Annotated in this window: 12 protein-coding genes; 9 read left to right on the top strand and 3 right to left on the bottom strand. The window is 48.4% G+C overall.

The genetic code is table 11. The features are described 5' to 3' along the window. Window positions 1–202: 202 nt before the first annotated feature. Complete coding sequence (locus tag NG833_RS04305; RefSeq protein WP_254564102.1) at window positions 203–1,921, bottom strand: methyltransferase; 1,719 nt, start codon at window positions 1,919–1,921, stop codon at window positions 203–205. 48 nt (window positions 1,922–1,969) lie between these two features. Beyond that, window positions 1,970–2,839, bottom strand: coding sequence for a calcium-binding protein (locus NG833_RS04300; protein ID WP_254564101.1), 870 nt, complete (start codon window positions 2,837–2,839; stop codon window positions 1,970–1,972). Window positions 2,840–2,862: 23 nt separating this feature from the next. Between NG833_RS04300 and NG833_RS04295 the strand changes: the two genes are divergently transcribed. The 4 genes from NG833_RS04295 to NG833_RS04280 all read left to right on the top strand — a co-directional run bounded on the left by NG833_RS04295 (window position 2,863) and on the right by NG833_RS04280 (window position 14,014). After that, window positions 2,863–7,584: an FkbM family methyltransferase gene (locus tag NG833_RS04295; RefSeq protein ID WP_254564100.1), complete on the top strand. Its 4,722-nt coding sequence runs from the start codon at window positions 2,863–2,865 to the stop codon at window positions 7,582–7,584. Between the two features lie 472 nt (window positions 7,585–8,056). Next, window positions 8,057–8,797, top strand: a complete 741-nt coding sequence (locus NG833_RS04290; protein WP_254564099.1) for a peptidylprolyl isomerase — start codon at window positions 8,057–8,059, stop codon at window positions 8,795–8,797. Between the two features lie 20 nt (window positions 8,798–8,817). Continuing rightward, entirely contained in the window at window positions 8,818–11,865 is a 3,048-nt protein-coding gene (locus NG833_RS04285) for a peptidase domain-containing ABC transporter (protein ID WP_254564098.1), read from the top strand. Window positions 11,866–11,989: 124 nt separating this feature from the next. Next, complete coding sequence (locus tag NG833_RS04280) at window positions 11,990–14,014, top strand: HlyD family efflux transporter periplasmic adaptor subunit (RefSeq protein WP_254564097.1); 2,025 nt, start codon at window positions 11,990–11,992, stop codon at window positions 14,012–14,014. Between the two features lie 69 nt (window positions 14,015–14,083). Here the strand turns inward: NG833_RS04280 and NG833_RS04275 are convergent, their stop codons facing one another. Then, window positions 14,084–17,101, bottom strand: coding sequence for an ATP-binding protein (locus NG833_RS04275; protein ID WP_254564096.1), 3,018 nt, complete (start codon window positions 17,099–17,101; stop codon window positions 14,084–14,086). Window positions 17,102–17,673: 572 nt separating this feature from the next. Here NG833_RS04275 and rfbC point away from each other — a divergent pair. From rfbC to NG833_RS04250, 5 genes are all read left to right on the top strand, one after another. Continuing rightward, window positions 17,674–18,222, top strand: a complete 549-nt coding sequence (rfbC, locus tag NG833_RS04270; protein ID WP_254564095.1) for a dTDP-4-dehydrorhamnose 3,5-epimerase — start codon at window positions 17,674–17,676, stop codon at window positions 18,220–18,222. Next, the gene (rfbD, locus tag NG833_RS04265) at window positions 18,219–19,088 is read left to right on the top strand and encodes a dTDP-4-dehydrorhamnose reductase (RefSeq protein ID WP_254564094.1); all 870 of its coding nucleotides are present in this window, start codon (window positions 18,219–18,221) and stop codon (window positions 19,086–19,088) included. The genes rfbC and rfbD overlap by 4 nt, the downstream gene beginning before the upstream one ends. Window positions 19,089–19,096: 8 nt before the next feature. Next, window positions 19,097–20,170 (top strand): glucose-1-phosphate thymidylyltransferase, encoded by a 1,074-nt coding sequence (locus NG833_RS04260; protein ID WP_254564093.1) that lies wholly within the window; start codon window positions 19,097–19,099, stop codon window positions 20,168–20,170. 229 nt (window positions 20,171–20,399) lie between these two features. Continuing rightward, complete coding sequence (locus NG833_RS04255) at window positions 20,400–21,302, top strand: glycosyltransferase (protein WP_254564092.1); 903 nt, start codon at window positions 20,400–20,402, stop codon at window positions 21,300–21,302. A gap of 63 nt (window positions 21,303–21,365) precedes the next feature. Beyond that, window positions 21,366–22,436, top strand: coding sequence for a glycosyltransferase family 1 protein (locus tag NG833_RS04250; RefSeq protein WP_254564091.1), 1,071 nt, complete (start codon window positions 21,366–21,368; stop codon window positions 22,434–22,436). Window positions 22,437–22,458: the final 22 nt, after the last annotated feature.

The raw sequence follows: 22,458 nt of genomic DNA, 5'->3' as shown, positions 1-22,458 counted from the left end.
CCAACAAATAAATCATCCTTGCTTTGATGCGATCGCACCTAACAAGGCTCTTTTAGCCCGCGCAGGCGGGCTTTGTCCTGTGAGCCTCCAGGCTTGAGCCTGCGGGTTTTTTGAAGGTTTTATTTTTTGGAGTTCCCTAAATCAATACACCTTGACAGGGCTAGGGTTAAAACTCCCGCCGGTTGGTGCCACCCACAGGTTTTTAACCCCCGCCGGGTGTTGCATCAAACAATTCCGGTAGCCGATCGCGCAATTCCTGATTCAACTGAGGGAGGCGATCGCGCAGGGACAAATACCACTGGTGACGTTCCCGGTAATGCTGAGAAAGCAAGCGATTTTCAGCCACCCACTGATAAGCATTCTGCCCTAAACCCCTCCGCAAATCCAGATCCACCATTAAAGATTCCAACTTTTTGCCAAACTCCGCTTCGGACCGATAAATTAACCCCGTTTCTCCCTCAATAATCGTGTTTTCATACACCGTCGGACTCGCCACCACGGCCACACCATGACCGGCACATTCCAGAAACTTTAAATCCGACTTCATGCTATTAATTCGAGTCGGCGTCAAAGGCAGCAGCGCCACATCACAACTATGCAACACCTCCTGATAAGTTTCATAAGGAGAGAAGGGTAAAAACTCTTTATTCTTGACCTGCAACTGGTCAAAAAACTGGCGATCGTGCAGCACTTTTACCCGAACCTGCTGCTGATATTTTTGCAAAACCCGATTCAACTCCGGCATAATCGGTTGCCAATCCGCCTCGCGATTGAGCGCCCCAAAAAAGATAGTACAAGTTTGGTCTTCAGAATAGGTTCGTTTCGGCGGTAAATAGCCCAATTGATTTTTAAAGACTGCCACATTGGGATTATATTGGCGTAAAAAATCAGTCAAGGGTTCCGTAGAAGTTTGTACACCATGACAACCGCGATAACTCAGAAACAGATTCTTTTCATATTCCGGACGACGCAGGGGGTCATCATCAATTTCGGCAATAATTAAATAGCCTAATTGCAACAATTGCTTGAGTTTGACCACATCCTCGGGATAGTCCATAATCGTGCGCTGCCAGATAAAGACTTTTTCCTCTTGAGGGAGTGCAGCATTCAAATTGGCCGATCGCACCTCCGAGAGAGTTCGCACCCCAGGAATCGTGGAACTGAGGCGATCGGGTTCCAATACCCGAGGGCGATCGCATCCCGTCGGGGCCATAATAATCGTCTGAATTAACAACCGTCTCGGCGGCACTTCCGACTTAATTCCTCTCACCACATATTGAATCGCCCCCGTCTGAGTTTCAAACGCCTTTGGGTCAATTCCTAACCCTTGAACCACCGGGGCCATTAACTGCTGGAACTGTTGAAACGCCGGAGGTTTTCGTCCACGAGTTTGAATTTCATAACTCTGTAACCCCGCCTGAAGGAATAACTTTTTCACTTCATCTAACGTAAAAAACCGTAAATGAGTGCGATCGAGCAACCCTTGGTCCTGATACTCCCAACTCCCCCGCAACAAATTAACGATCGCCGTCCAATGTTGAATATTCGGAATACAAGCCAAAACCTGCCCCCCCTCCTTCAACCACTTCACCTGATGCTGGAGAACCCGCCAAGGATCAACCAAATGTTCCAACACATCTCCATACACCAAACAATCAACCGACCCCGCCTCAAACTGTAACCGTTCATCCTCCAAATCCTCCACATTCGCAACAATTACCTCATCCAACCGTTGCGCCGCCACCGCTGCCGCCCCCTCATTAATTTCCACCCCAATATAACGCCCATGAGGATTAATCCGCTTATATTGCATCCCCATCGCCCCGGCACCACAACCCACCTCAATAATCACCGCCGCATCCGCCGGTAAAACCTTCAACAAATCCCGATTCACCCGGTCATAATAATCAAAATCAGTCATAAATCTCTTCTCTAAATCCCTTCCGTGAAAATCCGTGAAATCCGTGGTTCAAATCTCCCCCTCCCACCTCACCAACTTCCTAATTTTGTCACTCCAAACCCTTCCAAAATGCTCCACTTCCAAAAAATTAGCCATCGGAGGTGCCGGTTTATAAACCTTAAACGTCCGCATAATTCCCAAAGTCGCCGCACTTTCCAAAGGACCCACAAACCGAGTATCGCGGTCTAAAAAATAGGGTTGCTGCACCCAGTATTCCATCTGTCGGGCATTTAAGAAATAACAGCCGGAATGGGGATTACAAGTGCGTTTAAAGGTGACAGATTGCCCCATAATGATGCCAGTAAGTTGGGGTTGTTCGCGAACATTTTGATAGGGTGCCGTAATTTGGGGGTGGAGTTCCCCATCGATGTAGGTTTTGCCGATGCCGGGGTGGGTGGATTGTTCATAGCGGTTGGGTTGGAGGAGATGGCGATCGCCTGCTTGTTGGGTAAACCAATTCAGCTTGATAAAAAACCAGGGGTCCTGCAAAATTAGGTCATCTTCCAGAAAACAGTAATAATCATACCCGCCTAAGCGTTCTTTCAAGAGTGCCTGACATTCAAATCCCAGCAGTAGGGGTTCGGCATCCGTGGGGTGATGGGTCCATAAATGGGCAGGCAGAGGCAGGCGATCGAGAATATGGTAGCCTTGGGTCGTGCAAATCACAATCTCAATGTCAGTCTGTAGGGATTGATTGGCGCCGATCGCAACCCGCTTGGCATAATCCGTGGCATACTGGGAGTTTCCAAATAACTGGTGCAATGCGGTGAGGTTTTGGGTGAGTGCTTGGATGCGAGGGTCTGGATCATTGCGTTGAGCACCATATTTGCCAATCCCATCCGGGTTGAAAAAGTGAGCCAGGGTAAATAGGATCCGCATAGAAATTTTAGGCTTTAATTCCGATGAAGTTTGAGGCTTGTTCGCGACAGTTAATGACGACCTTTGCCACAATTTTAGATCCAAACCGTCACGGGACGGCGATTGAAATTGGGGTAGGAACCCAGGATTATTATTTTGAGGATTTTGTCAAGGCGGGGTTTCCCACATTAGCGGTGGAACCCGCCCCGGCAGAGGAATTACGGGTTACTTGTCAGCAGTTGAATGTCCCCCTGGAACAAGCGGCGATCGCTGAAAAAAATGGGGAAGTTACTCTGTATTTGGGGGAATACCAAGGTCAGCTAAATGTCAATTTGAACTCCTTAAATCCGGATTGGTGGGGAGTGGTTAACCCGCAACAGTCTGAGTCTCCCAGTCAGAGGAGAACCCCCGCCAGCCTGAATGTGCCTGCGTTTACCTTAAAAACTTTACTACAAAATCGGGGAATTGAACGGATTTCTCTTTTAAAAGTTGATACAGAAGGCAGTGAATTTGGCATTATTAATGGACTGCGGGAGATTCCCCCCCAAACGTTACCGAGTTTGGTGCAATTTGAATATGGTGGGGGAGGCGATCGCCAGAGTCAAGAAGGGGGATGGAACCCCAAATATTTTCAGAGTACCCTGGATTGTTTAGAGGTACTAAAAGCCCTGGGATATGAATGGTTAGTGCTAATTGACCGGGAGTTACCCCGTCCCTGTTCTTTTGCGCTGCAAGAGATTACTAATTTTGCAGATATTTTTCATCCCCTGTCCCATGTCGGCAATGCGATCGCCTGCAAAACTCGCGACATCACCTCCCAAATTAACTTAGACTCCATTTGTCAGCCTTATCTTAATTATTCTAACAAATTAGCGCAAAGTTTGGTCAATCTAGGTTCATCTAAAATTGTCCATTCCTTTAAATATATTCTGCCTTATGTCATCATTCATCAGTACAAAATAAAACGTCGTCCGTTGCGCGTCTTAGAATATGGACCTGGATGTAACACCGAGCAGTTTATCAAATCATTAGTCTGTCAGCAAATCGTGTCTGTCGAAGACAATGCGGGATGGTATGAAAAATTCGCACCCATCGTCAAATCTGCTCAAGACATCGACATTGACTATCGATTAATTGAGGTTAAAAGTGAAGAAGGAAAAGCCTATTTAGGGGGACATTGCTGGACTGAATCCGAGATTTTAGAGTATTGCGAATATCCCCTGAAATATGGCCCAGGCTATTTTGATATTATCTTTATCGATGCAGGCGATCGCCAGGACGAAGTAACTATTAAAGGTCGCACATATCCCGGTTGTCCCGTTCGCAATCTCTGTTTAGAATTGGCCCATACCCTATTAGCGGATCGGGGAGTAGTTGTTCTCCATGATGTACCCGGTCCCTTTCCTACCATCAATCGGTCCTTAATCGCACCGATCCAAACCTTTTCCGGGGTTAAAAGTTTCCCTAAAGTTTGTACAACTCTTTTATCTAATTTTCTAAATTTAGACGATTTAGAAGGGTTTATTTCTAGTTTTTATCCCCAGAAGAGTCCCCAAGATCCGGAGATTCCTTCTAGTCCAGAGAGGGCGCATTCTAAACCCAAAATGTTGGACTTATCCCAACTCTTAGAGGAGCATTCTATCACCCCTCGGGGAGTCATTCATGTGGGGGCAAATGAAGGTGAAGAACTCAAAAACTATTATGAGATGGGCATCAAAAAGACCTTATTGATTGAAGCCAATCCAGCAGTTTTTAAGGTCTTAAAAGCCAAAGTGAGTGGCGTTCCCAACCTCATCGGGGTGAATTGTGCCATTTCCAATGTCAATGGAACTGCCACCTTGCACGTCACCTCAATGGATGCAGCTAGTTCTATTTTACCCTTGAAACGGGTGAAAGAATATTATCCTGAGATTCAAGAAACCCATCAAATTCAGGTCCAATGTAAAACCCTGGATACTCTGCTAGAAGAATTAAGGTTGAATCCAGGGGATTTTAATCTGTTGAATTTAGATATCCAAGGTGCAGAATTTTTAGCCCTTCAAGGCGCAAAAAATCTGCTGCAACATATCGACGCGATTAATACCGAAGTCAATTACGAGGAACTGTATGAAGGGGCGCAGTTAATTGACCAAATCGATGAATTATTAGCAGAATCCGACTTTGAGCGCGTGGCAACGGTGACCCCCTATCATCCGTCCTGGGGGGATGCGTTTTATGTCAAAAAGCCCTTAATTACCCTGTCTACCCTGGGTACTAATGGACGGTTTGCTAATCAACTGTTTCAGTATGGGTTTTTGAAACTTTATGCTCAAACCCATCATCGGCGGATAGAAACTCCCGAGTGGATTGGACAGTATTTATTTGGACATCAAGACCCCCCCTTGTCTAAAAATTTACCCGAAGTTAAAGATGTCAGTACCCGCCCGGATGACTCACCGATTTTGCAACGGGAAATTCCCTTAAAAAATGTCGATATTTGGGGGTATTTTCAGTTTCATACTCAGTATTATGCCCAATATAAAGACGAGTTTTGTCGCCTGTTTGAACCCGTTCTGGAAGTCAAACAACAACTGCTTCCGGTGCGCGATCGCCTCCTTTCCCAAGGCAAAACCATTATCGGATTGCATATCCGACTCAAAGATTATGGCTTTTCTTACTTTTTCATCGCCCCCCTAGTCTGGTATAAAACCTGGTTAGCTCAAATCTGGGACACTTTGGAACAACCTGTTTTATTCATTGCCAGTGACGAACCGTCCAAGGTCCTGCCGCATTTTGCCGAATATCAACCTGTTACTGCCAAATCCCTAGGGGCCGACTTACCAAAAGCCGACTTTTATCCCGATTTTTACTTACTAACTCACTGCGATATCCTAGCTATTTCTAACAGTACCTTCTCCTTTGTCGCCTCCATGCTCAATCGCCGGGGAAACTGCTTCATGCGTCCCCAATTGTCTTCTCAATCCCTGATTCCTTACGACCCTTGGAATAGCGAACCGATTTTGCATGATGCCAAAGTGCCGAGGAAGTATGAACCCGCCTGTTTGCGACCCCTGCGAGAGCAAATCGCCGATCGCTGGTTGAGTTTAACCGGCGATCGACTCAAACTCAGCTATTTGAGTGGCGTCGGTATCGATGCGAAAATTCTACTCGATAAAGGGGTAAAAAATGAACCCTTGACGGACAGTGAAAGAGAGTTAGTCCAACGATTAATTTCAGAAATCAGCCCCCGATTGGATCAGCCCAAAGCGATGCAATCCTTTCTCGTGGCGATGTTATATCGAGATGCCTATCAACTTCCGTTACCCTATAACGGCGCGGCGATTCCTAAGTGGTTTTTTGCGGATTTTTGGCGCTTTCTATTTGAAGCCCCCAGTGCCTTTTCGGAACTAGGAGAACCGGAACAATACTTTCACTACATTCAGGGATTGGTCAATTACCTCCATTCCTTTATGGTGCAAAATCCCCATTCAGAGTTGTGGCGGTATATTGCCTTATGTTTTATCCAATCCCATAATTTTAAAGCCCTATCCGCTTGGGAAGGGAATGGGTTGGAAATTGCCCAAAAACGGGGGGAAATTCTGGAATTGACCCTAAAAAATTTGGGGCAGACCCTGGATTATGATTGTCCCCCGCGTCCTCCTTCTCGGGAGAAAATTCGCTTGGGAATTCTGCAACATAACTTTTTTGCGGCGAAGGAAACCGTGGTCACTTTGGCTGCCTTTGAGCATTTAGACCGAGAGAAATTTGAGGTCCGGTTGTATGCAGTCGCATCGCAAGAGACCCCCATGCAACAAACCTGCCAAAATTGTGCAGATAGCTTGGTGAAACTGCCCCAGAAATTGAGGGACCAAGTGGAGAAAATTCGCGGGGATGAGTTGGATATTCTGCTAATTGGTAGCGACATTTCCAGCAATACCAATGCGATCGCCGCCTTAGCTTGCCACCGCTTGGCCCGGATCCAATGTACCGGGGCCTGGGTCCCCACCACCACCGGACTGCGCCAGATGGATTACTACATTACCGGGGATTTGATGGCAGGACCCAAGTTCCAAGACTACTATCAGGAACGAGTGGTCACCATAGAAGGGTCCGGACTCTGTTTCGCCCGTCCCCAAACCCGGACACCAGAGCAAATCCCACCGACGCGCCACCGTTGGGGGACTTCCGAGGGAACCGTCATCTTCATTTCTGGGGCCAGTACCAACAAAATCGGTCCTCAGATTCGAGAAACCTGGGCCAAAATTTTGGCGGCAGTGCCTAATTCGATATTGGTGTTATATCCCTTTGGAGCAATGGGGGCCAAATTTTATCGCACCAGTCCCTACGACAATCAGACCCAAATGGTATTCCAGAGATATGGAATTGACGCCAGGCGGTTCGTAGTCATAGAGCAGTTGAATTCTTTGGAGGAGTTGAAAAACTGTTTGCAGCAAGCGGATTTGTATTTAGATGCTTATCCGGATACTGGGGATTTGTCCTTAGTGGATCCGTTAGAAGTCGGACTGCCGATGGTAGTTCGGGAGGGGGAAGCGCCCCAAACCCGGCGATCGCCTGCCCTATTGCGAGAGTTACAGCTTGGAGAATGGATTGCTCAAAGTGAATCTGCCTACATTGACTTAGCTGTGTCCCTAGGGACGAACCCGAGGCAACGAGAACAGTATCGGCAGCAACTTCACCAGGGCAATACAGGTCCCTGTCTGGATACCCGAGCTTATTCCGCCAAAATCGGAGCACTCTTGGAAAAACTGGTTCAAAACCCAAATTGAGCCCAGGGGAAGGAAAAATAGCCTAGAGGGACATCAACTGTGGGGATCGGGGTTCAGTTGGGCAACCTGTGTAAAGAAACCAATCCCGGTTGACTAGCGTCCCCAGTAGTAGAGAGAACTCAATAAAGTATCTACTAAGATAGTAAATAGCCGTCAAAATTTTTTTCAGGGCAGCAACGTCAATCGGTAAGGGTCAGACAACAACGGGAGCAACGAGGGGATGAGCGATGGACGCAATGTTCAAAGGTGCAGTTAATCCTTCATCCTAACTAGCTTCCTTCATCTTGCCCGAACGGGTAAATTTATATGGACCCGTTCCAAGACTGCCATCCAAGCGAGTATGAACGGCTGTTTATGATGGGAGAGCATCACCCAATTGCCCGAAACCCAACCCAAACTCAATTCAGGAAACAAAAAGTGCTGGCAATGCCAACTAGGATTGGTTATATTTGTGGTCTTGTAGAGGTTGAACATGAGTGACCTTTTCCAAGTTGGCGACATAACGATTAAAGCCGAAGACATACCCGCCTTATTAAAGCGGTATCAGTTAGATCAGCAATTTTGTCGGGGTGTCGTCCTAGATCAAGGAATCGCCGAGGCGAATATCACGGTAAGCGATGAAGAACGCTTAAGAGCGCTTGAAGACTTTGCTGTGCAGCAAAAGCTCACCTCCCCTGAAATCCGGGAGGCGTGGCTCAAAAGCCAAGGCATGACCGAAGAACAGATGCAGGAGTCTGTGGTGCGACAGATATTGATAGAAAAATTCAAGAGAACAACCTGGGGGCCAAAAGTTCAAAGTTATTTTATGACCCGCAAAAGCGACTTGGATAAAGTCGTTTACTCCTTAATTCGCACTCAGGATGCGGGTCTGGCCCAAGAAATCTACTTTCGGATTTCTGAAGGGGAACAAAGCTTTGCAGATGCGGCTGCCGAATACTCAAAAGGCCCAGAAAGCCGAACGGGGGGATTACTGGGTCCTGTGGCGGTCTCTCAACCCCATCCCCTGATTGGTAAACTGTTATCGATTAGTCAACCGGGGCAACTCTGGCCGCCTCGACAATTGGATGTATGGTTTGTGATTATTCGATTGGAAAAATTTATTCCAGCCCAACTGGATGACAATATGCGTCGGCAATTAATCGACGAAATGTTTGAAGTTTGGTGGCGAGAACAGGTGCAAAAAGTCGGGTCATTGCAGTCTATCGCGGGTTAGGCGCTTCGGAACGTTTCATCATGACATCAACAATCGATCTCTCTCAAATTTCAGAATTTTTAAAGAAAACGGCCCCATTTAATCGCCTCGGCGATCGGGCTTTGGAAAATCTGGCCACCCATTGCGAACTGTTGCGGTATCGGACGGGTCAACCGATTTTTGAGTTGGGCAAAATGCCGACTCAAGTGGCGGTGATTTACGAGGGCCAAGTGCGGGAATTGGCCCATGACCAACGCAGTCAAAGCATGGTCAGTTTGCGGTTAGCCGGTCCGGGAGAAATTCTCGGGTGGGGTAGCTTGATTCGAGGGGTAGCTGTAGATAGTGCGATCGCCTCTCGGGAAGTGATTTGTGTCTGCATCCGGGCCAGTACGTTCCTAGAACAGGTGAAATCGGAAAACGCTCTGCGAGAAGCCTTTGAGCAACAGGCGGCCTTGAATGAGGTGTTTGAGCTGCTCTCCGGGGAACTTCAGCGCCGAGCCGATGCCACGACCAATGCCAAAGACTTGACCCTGCAATTCCAACCCCGGGCGGTGGTCATCAACATCCCCAAAGGGAAAGCCAATCTTACCGAACTCGATCGCGAGCATCTCTGGTTTCTCAGCAGCGGGACCATCGGTGAATTTGAAAAAGGCAGCCGCCTGATGGTGGATGCCAACACCATTGGCAAGCTCCCTTGTCCCGATGGGGCTAGAGTCGTGGGCTTACCCCTGTTTGATGTGGCGGGAGAGCCGGTGACTCCCCAGGACAATGGGGGTGCGATCGCCGATTCCCATAGCGCGATCGCCCCGACGCCAACTGTCACCCCGACAGTCGTCGATGCCATTCCCTACGCCCCCGATCGCCCCCCGGTGATGGAAGCCGAAGAAAACACCCCCCGGGGCAAAGTTAAATATCCCTTCATGCGGGGAAAAGGCCCCATCCAAGGGTCTTTGGCCTGTTTTCAAATGTTGGGGAAACAATACCAGATTCGGGTGCGCCGTGACGTGGTGCAGCGCGTCTTGGAAAATCAATACAACTCCCACGGCAAACTGACCCTGCAATCCTGTGGGTCCGTCGCCGCCATGATGGGATTTAACGGACAGTTAGTCACCGTCCCAGTGGAAGTCCTCTCCCGACTCAAAGCACCGGCAATGATTCGCTGGGAAAATAGCTTTGCCCTCTTATTCAGCGTCAGCGATCGCGAAGTCGTTGTCGCCATCCCCTCCAAAGGCATCATTCGCCGCAAACCCCAAAAATTCATCCAGGAGTGGCAACTCTCCACCCCAGCAGAAGACGGCAAAGAAGGCACCGAACAGGTCCTCCTCCTCGTCCCTCCCGCCGAAGACAAACAAGACACCTTTAACTTCTGGTGGTTCCTCCCCGAACTCGGCAAATATAAAAGCGTCCTAGTCCAAGTCTTCCTCGCCTCCTTCTTCGTTCAACTCTTTGGGTTAGCCAACCCCTTAATCACCCAGGTGATTATCGATAAAGTCATCGGTCAAAGAAGCCTAGACACCCTGAATATCCTCGGCTTATTGATGGTTTTAGTCGCCGTATTTGAAGGGGCCCTCACCTGGTTACGGACCTATTTATTCGTAGACACCACCAACCGCATTGACTTAAGCCTCGGGTCCCAGGTCATCGACCACCTGCTGCGACTCCCCCTCGGCTACTTTGACCAACGGCGCGTCGGTGAACTCGCCGGACGGGTGAGCGAACTGGAAAAAATTCGCCAATTCCTGACCGGGACCGCCCTCACCGTCGTTCTCGATGCCTTATTTTCGGTGATTTATATCGCCGTCATGCTCTCCTACAGCCTCCTGATGACCGCCGTCGCCCTAGCCGTCGTCCCCCTGATGGCCCTGTTAATCGCCGGGGTCTCGCCCATTGTCCAACGGCTGTTACGCAAACGGGCCGAGCGTTACGCGGATACCCAGTCCTATCTCGTCGAGGTCCTCTCCGGGATTCAAACCGTGAAGGCCCAGAACATCGAACTCACCTCCCGGTGGAGTTGGTACGATCGCTATGCTCGCTATATCAGCGCTGGCTTTAAAACCGTCGTCACCTCCACCACCGCCAGTTCCATCAGTACCTTACTCAATAAAGCATCGGGTCTGGCCCTGCTCTGGGTCGGTGCTCATTTAGTGCTGAGTGACCCTCCCCAAATGTCCTTGGGTCAGTTGATCGCCTTCCGGATTATCGCCTCCAACGTCACCGGGTCCCTGCTACGCTTCGTGCAAGTCTGGCAAACCTTCCAAGAAACCGCCATGTCCGTTGAACGTCTGCGGGATATCTTAGAAGCGCATCCCGAGGCCGATGAGAAGGACCGCAGCAATATCCCCATGCCTGCGGTAGAGGGAGCAGTCCGATTTGAAAATGTGTCCTTCCACTTTCCCCAGAGTAAATCGCTGCAATTGGCGAACATTAACCTGGAGTTTCAACCGGGTCAGTTTGTCGGCATTGTCGGTCAGAGTGGTTCCGGTAAGAGTACCTTGATGAAGCTATTGCAACGGCTTTATGAACCCACAGGCGGTCGGATTCTGCTCGATGGCTATGATGTATCTAAGGTGGAATTGTATTCCCTGCGCAGCCAAATTGGCGTCGTCCTCCAGGATACCCTCCTGTTTAATGGGACAGTTCAGGACAATATCGCCTTGACCAATCCTGATGCCTCCACCAATGACATCATTGAAGCGGCCAAAATTGGGGTTGCCCACGAGTTTATTATGACCCTGCCCAATGGATATAACTCCATTGTGGGAGAACGGGGTTCCTCCTTATCCGGGGGTCAGCGCCAACGGATTGCGATCGCCCGGACGGTCCTCCAAAATCCCCATCTCCTGATTTTGGACGAAGCCACCAGCGCCCTAGACTACAATTCCGAGCGCCTCGTTTGCGAAAACCTCGCCGAAGCCTTTAAGGGTCGCACAGTCTTTTTCATCACCCACCGTCTGACTACCGTCAAAAAAGCTGATGTCATCCTGATGATGGACCAAGGCGCAGTGGTGGAACAAGGCACTCACGATGAATTAATGGCTCTCAAAGGTCTCTACTATTGCCTGTATCAACAACAGGAATCCCAAGTCTAGGCATGAAATGGGCAGAATCAGAGATGAGGGCAAAATCCCCCATCTCCCAATTCTCCCCCATCTCCCAATTCTCCCCCATCTCCCAATTCTCCCCCATCCTTCTAAAACCTAGCTACTAAAACCCATGAAATCAGCAGTTTTCGACCAACCTGTTATTTTAGAACGCCCCCCGATATGGTCTAGTGTTTTCATCTGGTTAATTATGGGGATGACCGCTTCGGGCGTCGGTTGGGCGGCCTGGGCGCAAATCGATCAATCCGTTGCCACCATGGGTAAATTAGAACCCCAAGGTGCAGTAGTTGAAGTGAAGCCCCCAACCAGTGGTGTGGTGCGGGAAATTCACGTTCAAGGTGGCCAGTTGGTGAAAAAAGGTCAACTCTTGGTGACCTTGGACCCCACCAGTCCTGAAGCGGATGTGGAGTCTCTCAAGCAACAACGAGACGCCCTGATGCGAGAAAACCAGTTTTTTACAGCAGCACTCAGTGGGAATACCGTAGGAGAAGCGGGTTCAGAACTGGAAAATCTGACCAAACTTCGAGCGAATTTAATTTCGGAAACCCAATTTTTACAGGCACAACTCAATGGGGCCGCTGTCGCCAGCAATGGAGGCGACTTCGACCTCAATCAACAGCAATTGTTAATCGCGTCTCGAAACGAATCTCAATCTCGGGAACAAGCGGTGTCATTACGGGTAGATGAGTTGGAAAAACAACTCAACCAGGTGAACAACCAAATTCCCACCGCTCAAGGTCAAATTGCCATCTCCCAAGGACAATTAGAAACCGCCCGCAGACAATTAGAAAGCGCCCAGCGGCAATTGCCCAACGTGATCGACCAATTGGAGAACGCGAGAAGACAATATGTGGCATCGCAACAACGCCTAGAAAATGCCAAACAAGACCTCCCGAAAGCTCGGGAACGGTTAGAAAATGCCCGTCGCCAATTACCCAGGGCCCTGGAGCAACTTGAAACTGCCCGTCGCCAAATACCGACTGCTCGGGCGCAACTGGAAACGGCAAAACAGGGTCTGGCGGTCAATCAAAGTATTATGGGCCGGATTCAACCTGTGGTGGCAGAAGGGGCATTGTCTGAACTGCAAGAAGAGCGCCAGGAACAAGAAATTTTGCGCTCTCAAGCGGAAGTATCTAATCGGGAAGCGGAATTGTTGAGTCGCCAGCAACAACTTGCCGCCCAGGAAGCTCAAATTCTGACCCAGCAAAATGAAATTTCCTCTCGGGAAGCCGAGGTGCTGCGAAGTGAAGATGAGATTGCCCGACGGGAAGAGGAACTGTTGCGTTTTCGGAGTGAAATTTCGGCTCGGGAATCAGAAATTTTACGGGCTGAAAATGAGATTGCGGCAAGGGAAGGGGAAATTTTGCGCCTGCAAAATGAAGTGCTTTCTCGTTCGGGAGAAGTCGATCGCCTCTTGAGTGAACGAGAACGGCTGAATGTGGCGATGGCGCGATCGCGTCAAGAGGTCCAAAATACCCGCGCTATTTCTCAGCGCGATGTGTTAACCCGCATTGCCGATAATCAAAAACGGATTTCTGATATTAATGGACAACTCAGCCGCTTAAAGCTGGAAAATGACAAGCGGATTTCCCAAATTGACGGCCAGTTAGCCAAGGCCAATTTGGAACTCCAGTATCAAGAACTCAAGGCTCCAGTGGATGGGTATGTGTTTGATTTGAAACCCAATTCTCCCGGATATGTCACCCTGGCCCAATCCCCGGAACCGATCTTAAAAATTGTTCCGAATAACGAACTCGAAGCCTCGGTTTACATCCAAAACCAAGATATTGCAATGGTGTTAGATGCTCTGCGGAAGAGTCGAGCGGACGGAAAAGAGGGAGTCCCAGTTGAGATTAGTATCGAAGCTTTTCCGGCCACGGAATATGGTACGGTTCGAGGTGTGTTAACCTCGATTGGTTCTGATGTGTTGCCTCCCGATGAAACCCGACGCTTTTATGCCTTCCCCGCAACCATTGTTTTAGATAGTGAAAAGTTCTTGTTGAATAATGGACTGCAAGTTGAGCTTCAGTCCGGGATGGCCGTGCAGGGTAATATTAAAATTGGCCGCCGCAGTGTCCTCCAGATTTTCTTGAGCCGGATGACGAATCAGACCCGCAGCATTGAGACGGTTAAATAATCTTTGCGGAATAAAGTGTCAAGTCGCAAGGAATAAGGTTGAGACTTGACACTTCTATTTTTGCTGAGGTTAGGATAACTGTTCTTGGGTGCGATCGCGATAAACCTGGGCGACTTTATCCTCGGGATTTTTACACAAACACCGTTCAAAGAGTTCCTGGGCTTCCTCCGGGGAGTTTTGGTTGTAGTAAAATAAGGCAGTTTCAAAGTCCTGTTTTGTCTCTAGCTTGGACACTTTCAGATCCGGTGGATCGGCATCGAACACTTCATAGACGGTGACTAATTCTGATTTTCCTTTGACTTTCACCGTCTCGATTTTGCGAATTCCATACTGAGCCGGATTTTTTAACCGGGAAAAAGTGCCCTCCGAAATTAACAAGGACACATCATATTGTTTAGTAAGTCCTTCAATCCGGGAGGCTAAGTTGACCGCATCTCCGATCGCCGTCCCATCCATGCGCGTTTTTCCCCCAACAGTTCCTAACATCAAATCCCCGGTATTGATGCCAATGCCAATTTTTATCGGCAGTTCTCCCAAGGCGAGGCGATCGCGATTATATTCCCCGAGGCTGCGGATCATGGCAATTCCCGCTTGCACCGCATCATCGGCTTCTCCATTAAATAAAGCCATAATCGCATCGCCAATATATTTATCAATAAACCCATGATTCGCTGCGATCGCCGGTTCCATCCGGGACAAATACTCATTAATAAACTTAAATGTCTCTTCCGGCGTCAACCGTTCACTTAAGGTTGTAAAATCTCGAATATCTGAAAATAAAATTGACATCGACTGATTCACACTATCGCTCAGTTTGACATCAATAATGCTTTCTTTATTCAGCAGGTATAAAAATTCTCGGGGAACAAACCGACTGTAAGCTAAGTTAATATGCGAAAGTCTTAAATGGGTTTTAATCCGCGCCAATAATTCATTTTTGGAAATCGGTTTTGTCAAATAATCATTCGCCCCAGACCCAAACCCTTCCACCAAGACATCAATTTGAGTTTTAGCCGTTAACATCAAAATCGGCACTTCCGTCGCCGGAAACACATCCCGCAATTTTTGACAGACTTCTAACCCTGTCATTTTGGGCATCATCACATCCAATAATATCAAATCCGGCTTAAACCCGCGCTCAATCACCTCTAAGGCATCCATCCCATTAGAGGCTTGAGTAATTGCATAATTTTGTACCGAAAGATGATTCACCAACACTTGCAAATTGACCGGCTCATCATCCACAATTAAAATCTTAAATTGTTCCGAATTTTCATCCTCATTTAAGAGCGTTAAGGTTCCGATTGACTCCTCGGGGGATATGGGCGCTTTACCGGAGGAATCAAAACTCGGAGTGAATTCTTCCTTGATAATTTGCGTGGTAATCCCTGGGGAACGCAACGGTTCCCCATCGGTTTCCTCAACGGAGGCGATCGGCAAGGTAAAGGTAAATCGAGACCCCACTCCCACCGTGGATTCAACCGTGATTTCCCCTCCATGTAACTCCACAAGCTGCTTCGTAATCGATAACCCCAATCCCGTGCCCCCGTATTCCCGCGCCGTAGAACCATCCGCTTGTTCAAACGACTCAAAAATTCGCTCTACCTTGTCCTCGGCAATCCCAATTCCCGTATCCAAAACCGTAATTGCTAAATAGTTAGAATTATCCGGAGTATCCGCGACGGATTCGCGCAACTGCGCCGATACTTCGATGACACCTTCGGAGGTAAATTTAATCCCATTGGCAATTAAATTTTGTAAAATTTGCTGGACCCGATTTTCATCGGCTAACACTAACGGAACCTCCGCCGGAATTCTGTTGATTAATTGTAAATTCTTAGCCCCAATTAAAGGCTGACAGATAGAGAGGGTAACTTCTGCAATTTCTCTCATGCCAATCGGCTTAAGTTGCAGTTCAATGGTTTTATGTTTTAACTTAGAAAAATCAAGCAGGTCATTCACCAGATGGACGAGGCGATATCCACAGTAGACAATCATCCCTAAATTTTTCTGTTGGAGGGAGGTCACCGCGCCTGCGGCCCCATCAATTAGCGACTCCGCTAGACCAATAATGCCATTAAGCGGCGTTCGTAATTCGTGAGAGGTATTGGCGAGAAACTCATCTTTGAGGCGATCGAGGTGTTTTAAGTCCAAATTCGCTTGTTTGAGGGCATCTTCACTATTTCTGAGGGCAGTGGTGGCGCGATTGACGGCATCCTGGAGTCTTGCCGGTGCACTGACTAAAATAAACACTAAACCCCCAGCTAATAGGGCTAATATGGAACCCCCGAACCATAACCAGCGGGAAAAGGGGGCAGTTAGCGGCCATCCTTCTGCTGGGATTGCCGCTAATTGCCAGGATCCATTGGGCAGAATCACCGATAACAACACCGGACTTTGCTTAAAAATTTGAGGGTCCCCAAAAAATACCCCTCCGGCAGCCCCCAATCCATCATTCCCTCGGATGGCATATTTCAGTTGGGAATCCTTACCCAGCAATCCAGCCTCAGTAAACAGAATATCGCGATCGATAATAATCCCCACCATCCCCCAGTAAGACCCACTTCCTGGCTCTGCACCGGGAGGGGTCAAAAATATTGGGGTGCGACTAATAAACGCCATCCCTTGCGGAAACAGGTCCACAGGTCCAGCCAAAACCGTGCTGCGGGTATGAATCGCCCGCAAAATTGCCTCCCGTTCCGAGGGAATACTCATCGGATCAAACCCGATCGCCGCCTCATTCCCCGCCAGGGGATACATATGACTGACAACGGTATTTTCATACAGGGCAATACTGCGAATCCCCTGTTGCTTGGCGACAATCACCCGCGCTAGGTTATCAAACTGCTCTGGATCAATGTTGGAATTGAGGGCGCTAATATAAGCGACTAACCCCCGTTCCAAAAACAGCCGCTGGTTTAACCCCTGTTCTAATCGGGCACGGATGGCGCTGACTTCATTCAGGACATTGGCGCGATGCTGCTGTTTCCAACGCTGTTGTTCAGAATAATTAAGGACTCCTACTCCAGCTAACAGCAATGCCACGGTGACGGATGCTGCCAGATAGGGAAGCAGACGCCCTTTCATCGCCCAATTTACAGATCGGGTTAAAACGGTGTTTGGGAAATATTTATCAAACAATTGGATCACCATAGAGGATAAACGCCAAGGCGTTTAAGGAAACTACCGCGCTATAAGGGAACTCCAAAAAATAAAATATGCAAAAAACCCGCAGGCTGTTCGCGAAGCGTTCCGCTAGGAAAGCCTGGGGCTACACGGACGAAGCCCGCCTGCGCGGGCTACAAGAGTATTCTATAGTCATTAACTCTCGGATTTGGATGATTTATTTGTTGGAATACCCTAAGGAACGTACACGATCTGAATTCTTGAGTTCTGGGGATCAAGAATGCGAGTGGCTACCCTGAACCTTAACTTTGATAGCACCCTCCATCCAGGTCCCTCTGTGTCCTTGCACCCGTTGGGGTGGTCACAGTCTTTGGATAGGTGTTCTTAAGCCACTGTACCCTTGAGTTTAACGGACTGGAAAATGAGTTATAAATTTTAAACCTCTCGGTTTAACGGTGAGCAATTCTGATAAATTGATGAGCGAGCTGAGTTTAAACCCAAAAACTCCCGGTTGCTATCCCTGAAGCTGTTTAATGAACATAATTCCCACTGATATTCCTGATGTCGTGATTATCGAACCGAAAGTTTTCGGCGACGATCGCGGTTTTTTCTTGGAAAGTTATAACCAACGCACCTTTGCGGAAAAAACCGGCATCACCGCCGAGTTTGTCCAAGATAACCACTCGCGATCGCGCCAAAATGTCCTGCGCGGTCTACATTACCAGATTCAACAGCCCCAAGGAAAATTACTCCGCGTTGTCGTCGGTGTCGTGTTTGATGTGGCGGTGGACATTCGCAAAGACTCTCCCACCTTCGGACAGTGGGCCGGTTGTCTCCTCAGTGCCGAAAACCACCGCCAGTTCTGGATTCCGCCCGGATTTGCTCATGGGTTTTTGGTGGTGTCAGAAATGGCGGAAGTGCTGTACAAAACCACGGAATATTACGCCCCACACCATGAACGCTGTATTCTGTGGAATGATCCAGATTTGGGCATCGATTGGCCTTTGAATGGGGCCACTCCGATTTTATCGGAAAAAGACCAAGCCGGCCTGCTTTTGAAAGATGCGGAAGTGTTTGCATGACCCAAATTTTACTAACCGGGATTATGGGTCAATTGGGACAGGAATTGTCTCCGATTCTGCAAGCGGTGGGTGAGGTGACGGGGTGCGATCACCAAACCCTGGATTTAGCTAACCCGGACTCAATCCGTCACATCATGGCAACGGTCAAACCTCAAGTGGTTGTCAATTGTGCGGCCTATACGGCGGTGGACAAAGCGGAAACGGAACCGGACCTGGCACTGGCGATTAATGGCACTGGAGTGGGAATTTTGGCGGCTGAGTGCCATCAATTAGGGGCGCGGTTGATTCATGTTTCCACAGATTATGTCTTTGATGGCACTCAGTCTCATCCCTATCGCGAAACCGACCCCACCCATGCATTAGGACAATATGGCGCATCAAAACTTGCTGGCGAGGAAGCGATTCGCCAGGTGGGGGGAGATGCGATTATCCTCAGAACCGCTTGGGTTTACGGGACCGGGGGTTCGGGTAATTTTGTGAAAACGATGCTGCGCTTGGGGTCCCAACGGGAGGAATTAGGGGTGGTGACGGATCAAATTGGCAGTCCCACTTGGACGGGGGATTTAGCGGCGGCGATCGCCTCGATGATTCAGTTGTCGATTCCCTCGGGGACTTACCATTACACCAATAGCGGGGTTGCCAGTTGGTATGATTTTGCAGTCGCCATCTTTGAAGAAGCCCAGGCCCTAAATTTTCCCCTGCAAATCAAGCGGGTTAAACCCATTTCTACCGAAGAGTATCCTACTCCCGCCCGTCGTCCCGCCTATTCGGTCCTCTCCCTGGCTAAAATCGCCGCAACTTTGGGAACTTATCCCCCCCACTGGCGACAGGGACTCAGACAAATGCTCCGGAATTTTAGCAGTTAATTATTGATATGAAAGCACTGATTCTGTCCGGTGGAAAAGGCACTCGACTCCGACCTCTGACCTATTCCGGTGCTAAACAGTTAGTGCCGGTGGCCAATAAGCCGATTCTCTGGTATGGCATTGAAGGCATTGTGGCTGCCGGAATTACGGAGATTGGCATTATTATTAGTCCGGAAACCGGGGAAGAGGTGAAATCCCTGACCGGGAATGGCGATCGCTTCGGTGCCAAAATCACCTATATTTTACAAGAACAACCCGCAGGTTTAGCTCATGCGGTGAAAATTGCTCGGCCATTTTTAGGGGATGCTCCGTTTATTATGTATCTCGGAGATAACTTGATTCAAAGGCCGCTGAATCCGTTTTTGGATAAGTTTAAAGCTGAACAATTGGATGCTTTAATTCTCCTGCGTCCCGTCGCGAATCCCAGCGCCTTTGGGGTGGCAAAAGTGGATGAGAAGGGGAAAGTTTTAGCATTAGTTGAGAAACCTAAAGACCCGCCGTCTAATTTAGCTTTAGTCGGAATTTACTTTTTTTCTCCCCAGATTCACGAGGCGATCGCCAATATCCAACCCTCCGCCCGAGGAGAGTTGGAAATTACCGATGCCATTCAACGCCTGATCGACTGGGAAACCTCGGTGGAATCCTGCACCCTAGAGGGGTGGTGGTTGGATACCGGGAAAAAAGATGACCTCCTCGAAGCGAATCGGATCATCCTGGATACGCAATTAGAGGCCCAAAATCATGCCGAAGTGGATGATAAAAGTCAGATTATTGGGCGGGTTCAAATTGGGGCAGGGACGAAAGTGATTAACAGTTCCATTCGCGGTCCGGTAATTATTGGCGAAAATTGTTATCTGGAAAACTGCTTTATTGGTCCTTATAGCAGTATCGCCGATCGGGTGAAGTTAATTGAAGCAGATTTAGAACATAGCGTGGTGTTGCACAGTGCTCAAATCATTGGCATTCATCAACGATTGGTGGATAGTGTGATTGGCAGGCGAGCACAATTGACCGTCGCCCCCCGACGACCCAAAGCACTCCGGTTTATGATTGGCGATGATTCTCAAATAGAATTACCGTGATGGGGTGGATAACTGCATCCCCATGAAAATAGCCCTCACCCTAAATCCCTCTCCATCCCCCCTACCCCCCTTTGAAAGGGGGGGGGAGAGGGACTTTGAATCTGGCTCCCCTTCTCCCAAAATGGGAGAAGGGGTTGGGGGATGAGGGAACCAATATAAACCAAAATTGGGAGAGGTTATCCTTCATCCCCGTTAAGTTGGTCAATCACTCGATGGAATGTCAAACCAGGTGCTTTATTTTGTAACCGTTAATTATTATTCTACCGAGTTAGTTGAGCAATTAATTCAATCCATTGAGGACAGTTCTACCCTGGAATATCAGGTCATTATTGTTAATAATTCACCGGGGGACGGCTCAATTTACCAGGTGGAACGCGAGTCTACGGTGATTTTGGAGTCTGGGGAGAATGTCGGATTTGGGGCGGGGTGCAATCTGGGACTGGATTGGGTGTATCAGCAAGACTCCCAAGGGATTGTCTGGTTAATCAATCCGGATACTCTGGTGGGATCGCCAGGATGGGAAAAAGTCGCGAATTTATTTGCCGCTAATCCCGAAGTGTCTATTTTAGGTACAATTGTTTATGAACCCACCGGGACTCTTTGGTTTGCCGGTGGGGTATTTATTCCGAGTCAGGGTGCGATTCTGGAAAAAAATCTGTTGAGTCTGGAGGCGGATGCCGATTATGTCCCTTGTGACTGGGTAACGGGTTGCAGTTTATTAATTAATTTAGGACAGTTTTCCGAATGTCCGACCTTTGACCCCGATTACTTTCTCTATTATGAAGATTTTGACTTTTGCCGACGCTATGCCGCTCAAGGACATATTATTGGGGTGACGCCCAAAATCAGCCTGATTCATGCTCCATCTTCGATTACAGATACCCAGGTTAAAGATAAATTCAAACACAGCACCTACAGTTATTTAAGAACAATGGAGAAATACAGTCCAAAACGAGTTTTAATGGGTCGATTGTTGCGGTTAATGGCTCATGCCCTAATTCTGAGTTTTGTTAAGCCGGAGATTGCCCGAGGAAAGTTTGCGGGATTGGCTCAATATTATCAGCGATCGCCTCTAGTCCAAGCCCTCCTCTCTCACCTGAAAATGAGAGGTTCGGATGTTTACTTTGGATAAAACAATCGTGTTCGCTCTTGACCTGTAGTTGGACGTCACGCAAAAAATCCGAGGTGCACGCTCTTGACTTCCCTGTCCATTAATCTGTCTTTTTTGATTCCCAAACCTACGGGGATTACCACTTATGCTAACCAAATTGTTCCTTATCTGAACCCTCTGGAACCGACTTTATTAATTGGGCGGGAATTAGCGCCTTATAATTGTTATTTAGTTCCAGAAGATTTAACCCCAGATTATGGCAAGAAAGGTCATCTGAAGCGGTTGTGGTGGACCCAGAAACATCTGCCGAAAATTTATCAAACTCTGCGATCGCAACTGCTGTTCTCCCCAGTACCGGAAGCCCCCTTGTTTTCGGTCTGTCGGTCTGTGGTGATGGTTCATGATTTTATTCCCCTGCGCTTTCCCAACAAGCGCTCTCCCTTAACCTATTATCATCGCTATTATATTCCCCTGGTGTTGCAGCAAGCGACTCATATTGTTTGTAATTCGCTTTCTACTGCCCGGGATATTAGTAATTTTTGTAAAATATCCGTAGATAAAATTACCCCGATTCCCTTGGGATATGATGCGGATAACTTTAAATTTTTAAACTTACCTGTTAGTAATTATTTTCTCTATGTGGGTCGCTGTGACCCCTATAAAAATCTGCATCGATTAATCGCAGCCTTTGCGAATATAGCCCAGGGTTCAGACTATGAATTGTGGTTAGCGGGTTCTGCTGACCCGCGCTATAGTCCCGCCCTTCAAGAACAGGTCAAAGAGTTGGGATTAGGTGACCGAGTGAAATTTCTGGAATATGTCCCCTACGAAAAATTGCCCGTGTTAATGAATCAGGCGATCGCCCTGGTTTTTCCTTCTTTGTGGGAGGGATTTGGGTTGCCTGCCTTAGAAGCAATGGCCTGTGGGACCCCGGTGATTACCTCCAATCGGTCTTCTCTGCCGGAAGTGACTGGGGATGCGGGAATCTTAGTCGATCCCTACAATATTCGCGAAATTGCCAGTGCCATGCTGACGGTGGCCCTGGGTGCCACCACGCGATCGCGCCTCCGGGAACTGGGTCTAGCCCGTGCCAGTCAATTTAGTTGGTCTAAAACCGGAATCTCCACAGGAGAAATTTTAAAAGACTATCTTTGACTATCTTTGAAAGATGAACGCT

It is taken from the genome of Oscillatoria sp. HE19RPO (assembly GCF_024220515.1).
Taxonomy (GTDB): domain Bacteria; phylum Cyanobacteriota; class Cyanobacteriia; order Cyanobacteriales; family Laspinemataceae; genus Laspinema.
This window is presented reverse-complemented; position numbering and strand designations above follow the sequence as displayed.

What these genes read in the sequence shown, in the direction of transcription:
- NG833_RS04305 (WP_254564102.1), bottom strand. Translation starts at nt 1,921, where the DNA reads ATGACTGATTTTGATTATTATGACCGGGTGAATCGGGATTTGTTGAAG.
- NG833_RS04300 (WP_254564101.1), bottom strand. Translation starts at nt 2,839, where the DNA reads ATGCGGATCCTATTTACCCTGGCTCACTTTTTCAACCCGGATGGGATT.
- NG833_RS04295 (WP_254564100.1), top strand. Translation starts at nt 2,863, where the DNA reads ATGAAGTTTGAGGCTTGTTCGCGACAGTTAATGACGACCTTTGCCACA.
- NG833_RS04290 (WP_254564099.1), top strand. Translation starts at nt 8,057, where the DNA reads ATGAGTGACCTTTTCCAAGTTGGCGACATAACGATTAAAGCCGAAGAC.
- NG833_RS04285 (WP_254564098.1), top strand. Translation starts at nt 8,818, where the DNA reads ATGACATCAACAATCGATCTCTCTCAAATTTCAGAATTTTTAAAGAAA.
- NG833_RS04280 (WP_254564097.1), top strand. Translation starts at nt 11,990, where the DNA reads ATGAAATCAGCAGTTTTCGACCAACCTGTTATTTTAGAACGCCCCCCG.
- NG833_RS04275 (WP_254564096.1), bottom strand. Translation starts at nt 17,101, where the DNA reads ATGAAAGGGCGTCTGCTTCCCTATCTGGCAGCATCCGTCACCGTGGCA.
- rfbC (WP_254564095.1), top strand. Translation starts at nt 17,674, where the DNA reads ATGAACATAATTCCCACTGATATTCCTGATGTCGTGATTATCGAACCG.
- rfbD (WP_254564094.1), top strand. Translation starts at nt 18,219, where the DNA reads ATGACCCAAATTTTACTAACCGGGATTATGGGTCAATTGGGACAGGAA.
- NG833_RS04260 (WP_254564093.1), top strand. Translation starts at nt 19,097, where the DNA reads ATGAAAGCACTGATTCTGTCCGGTGGAAAAGGCACTCGACTCCGACCT.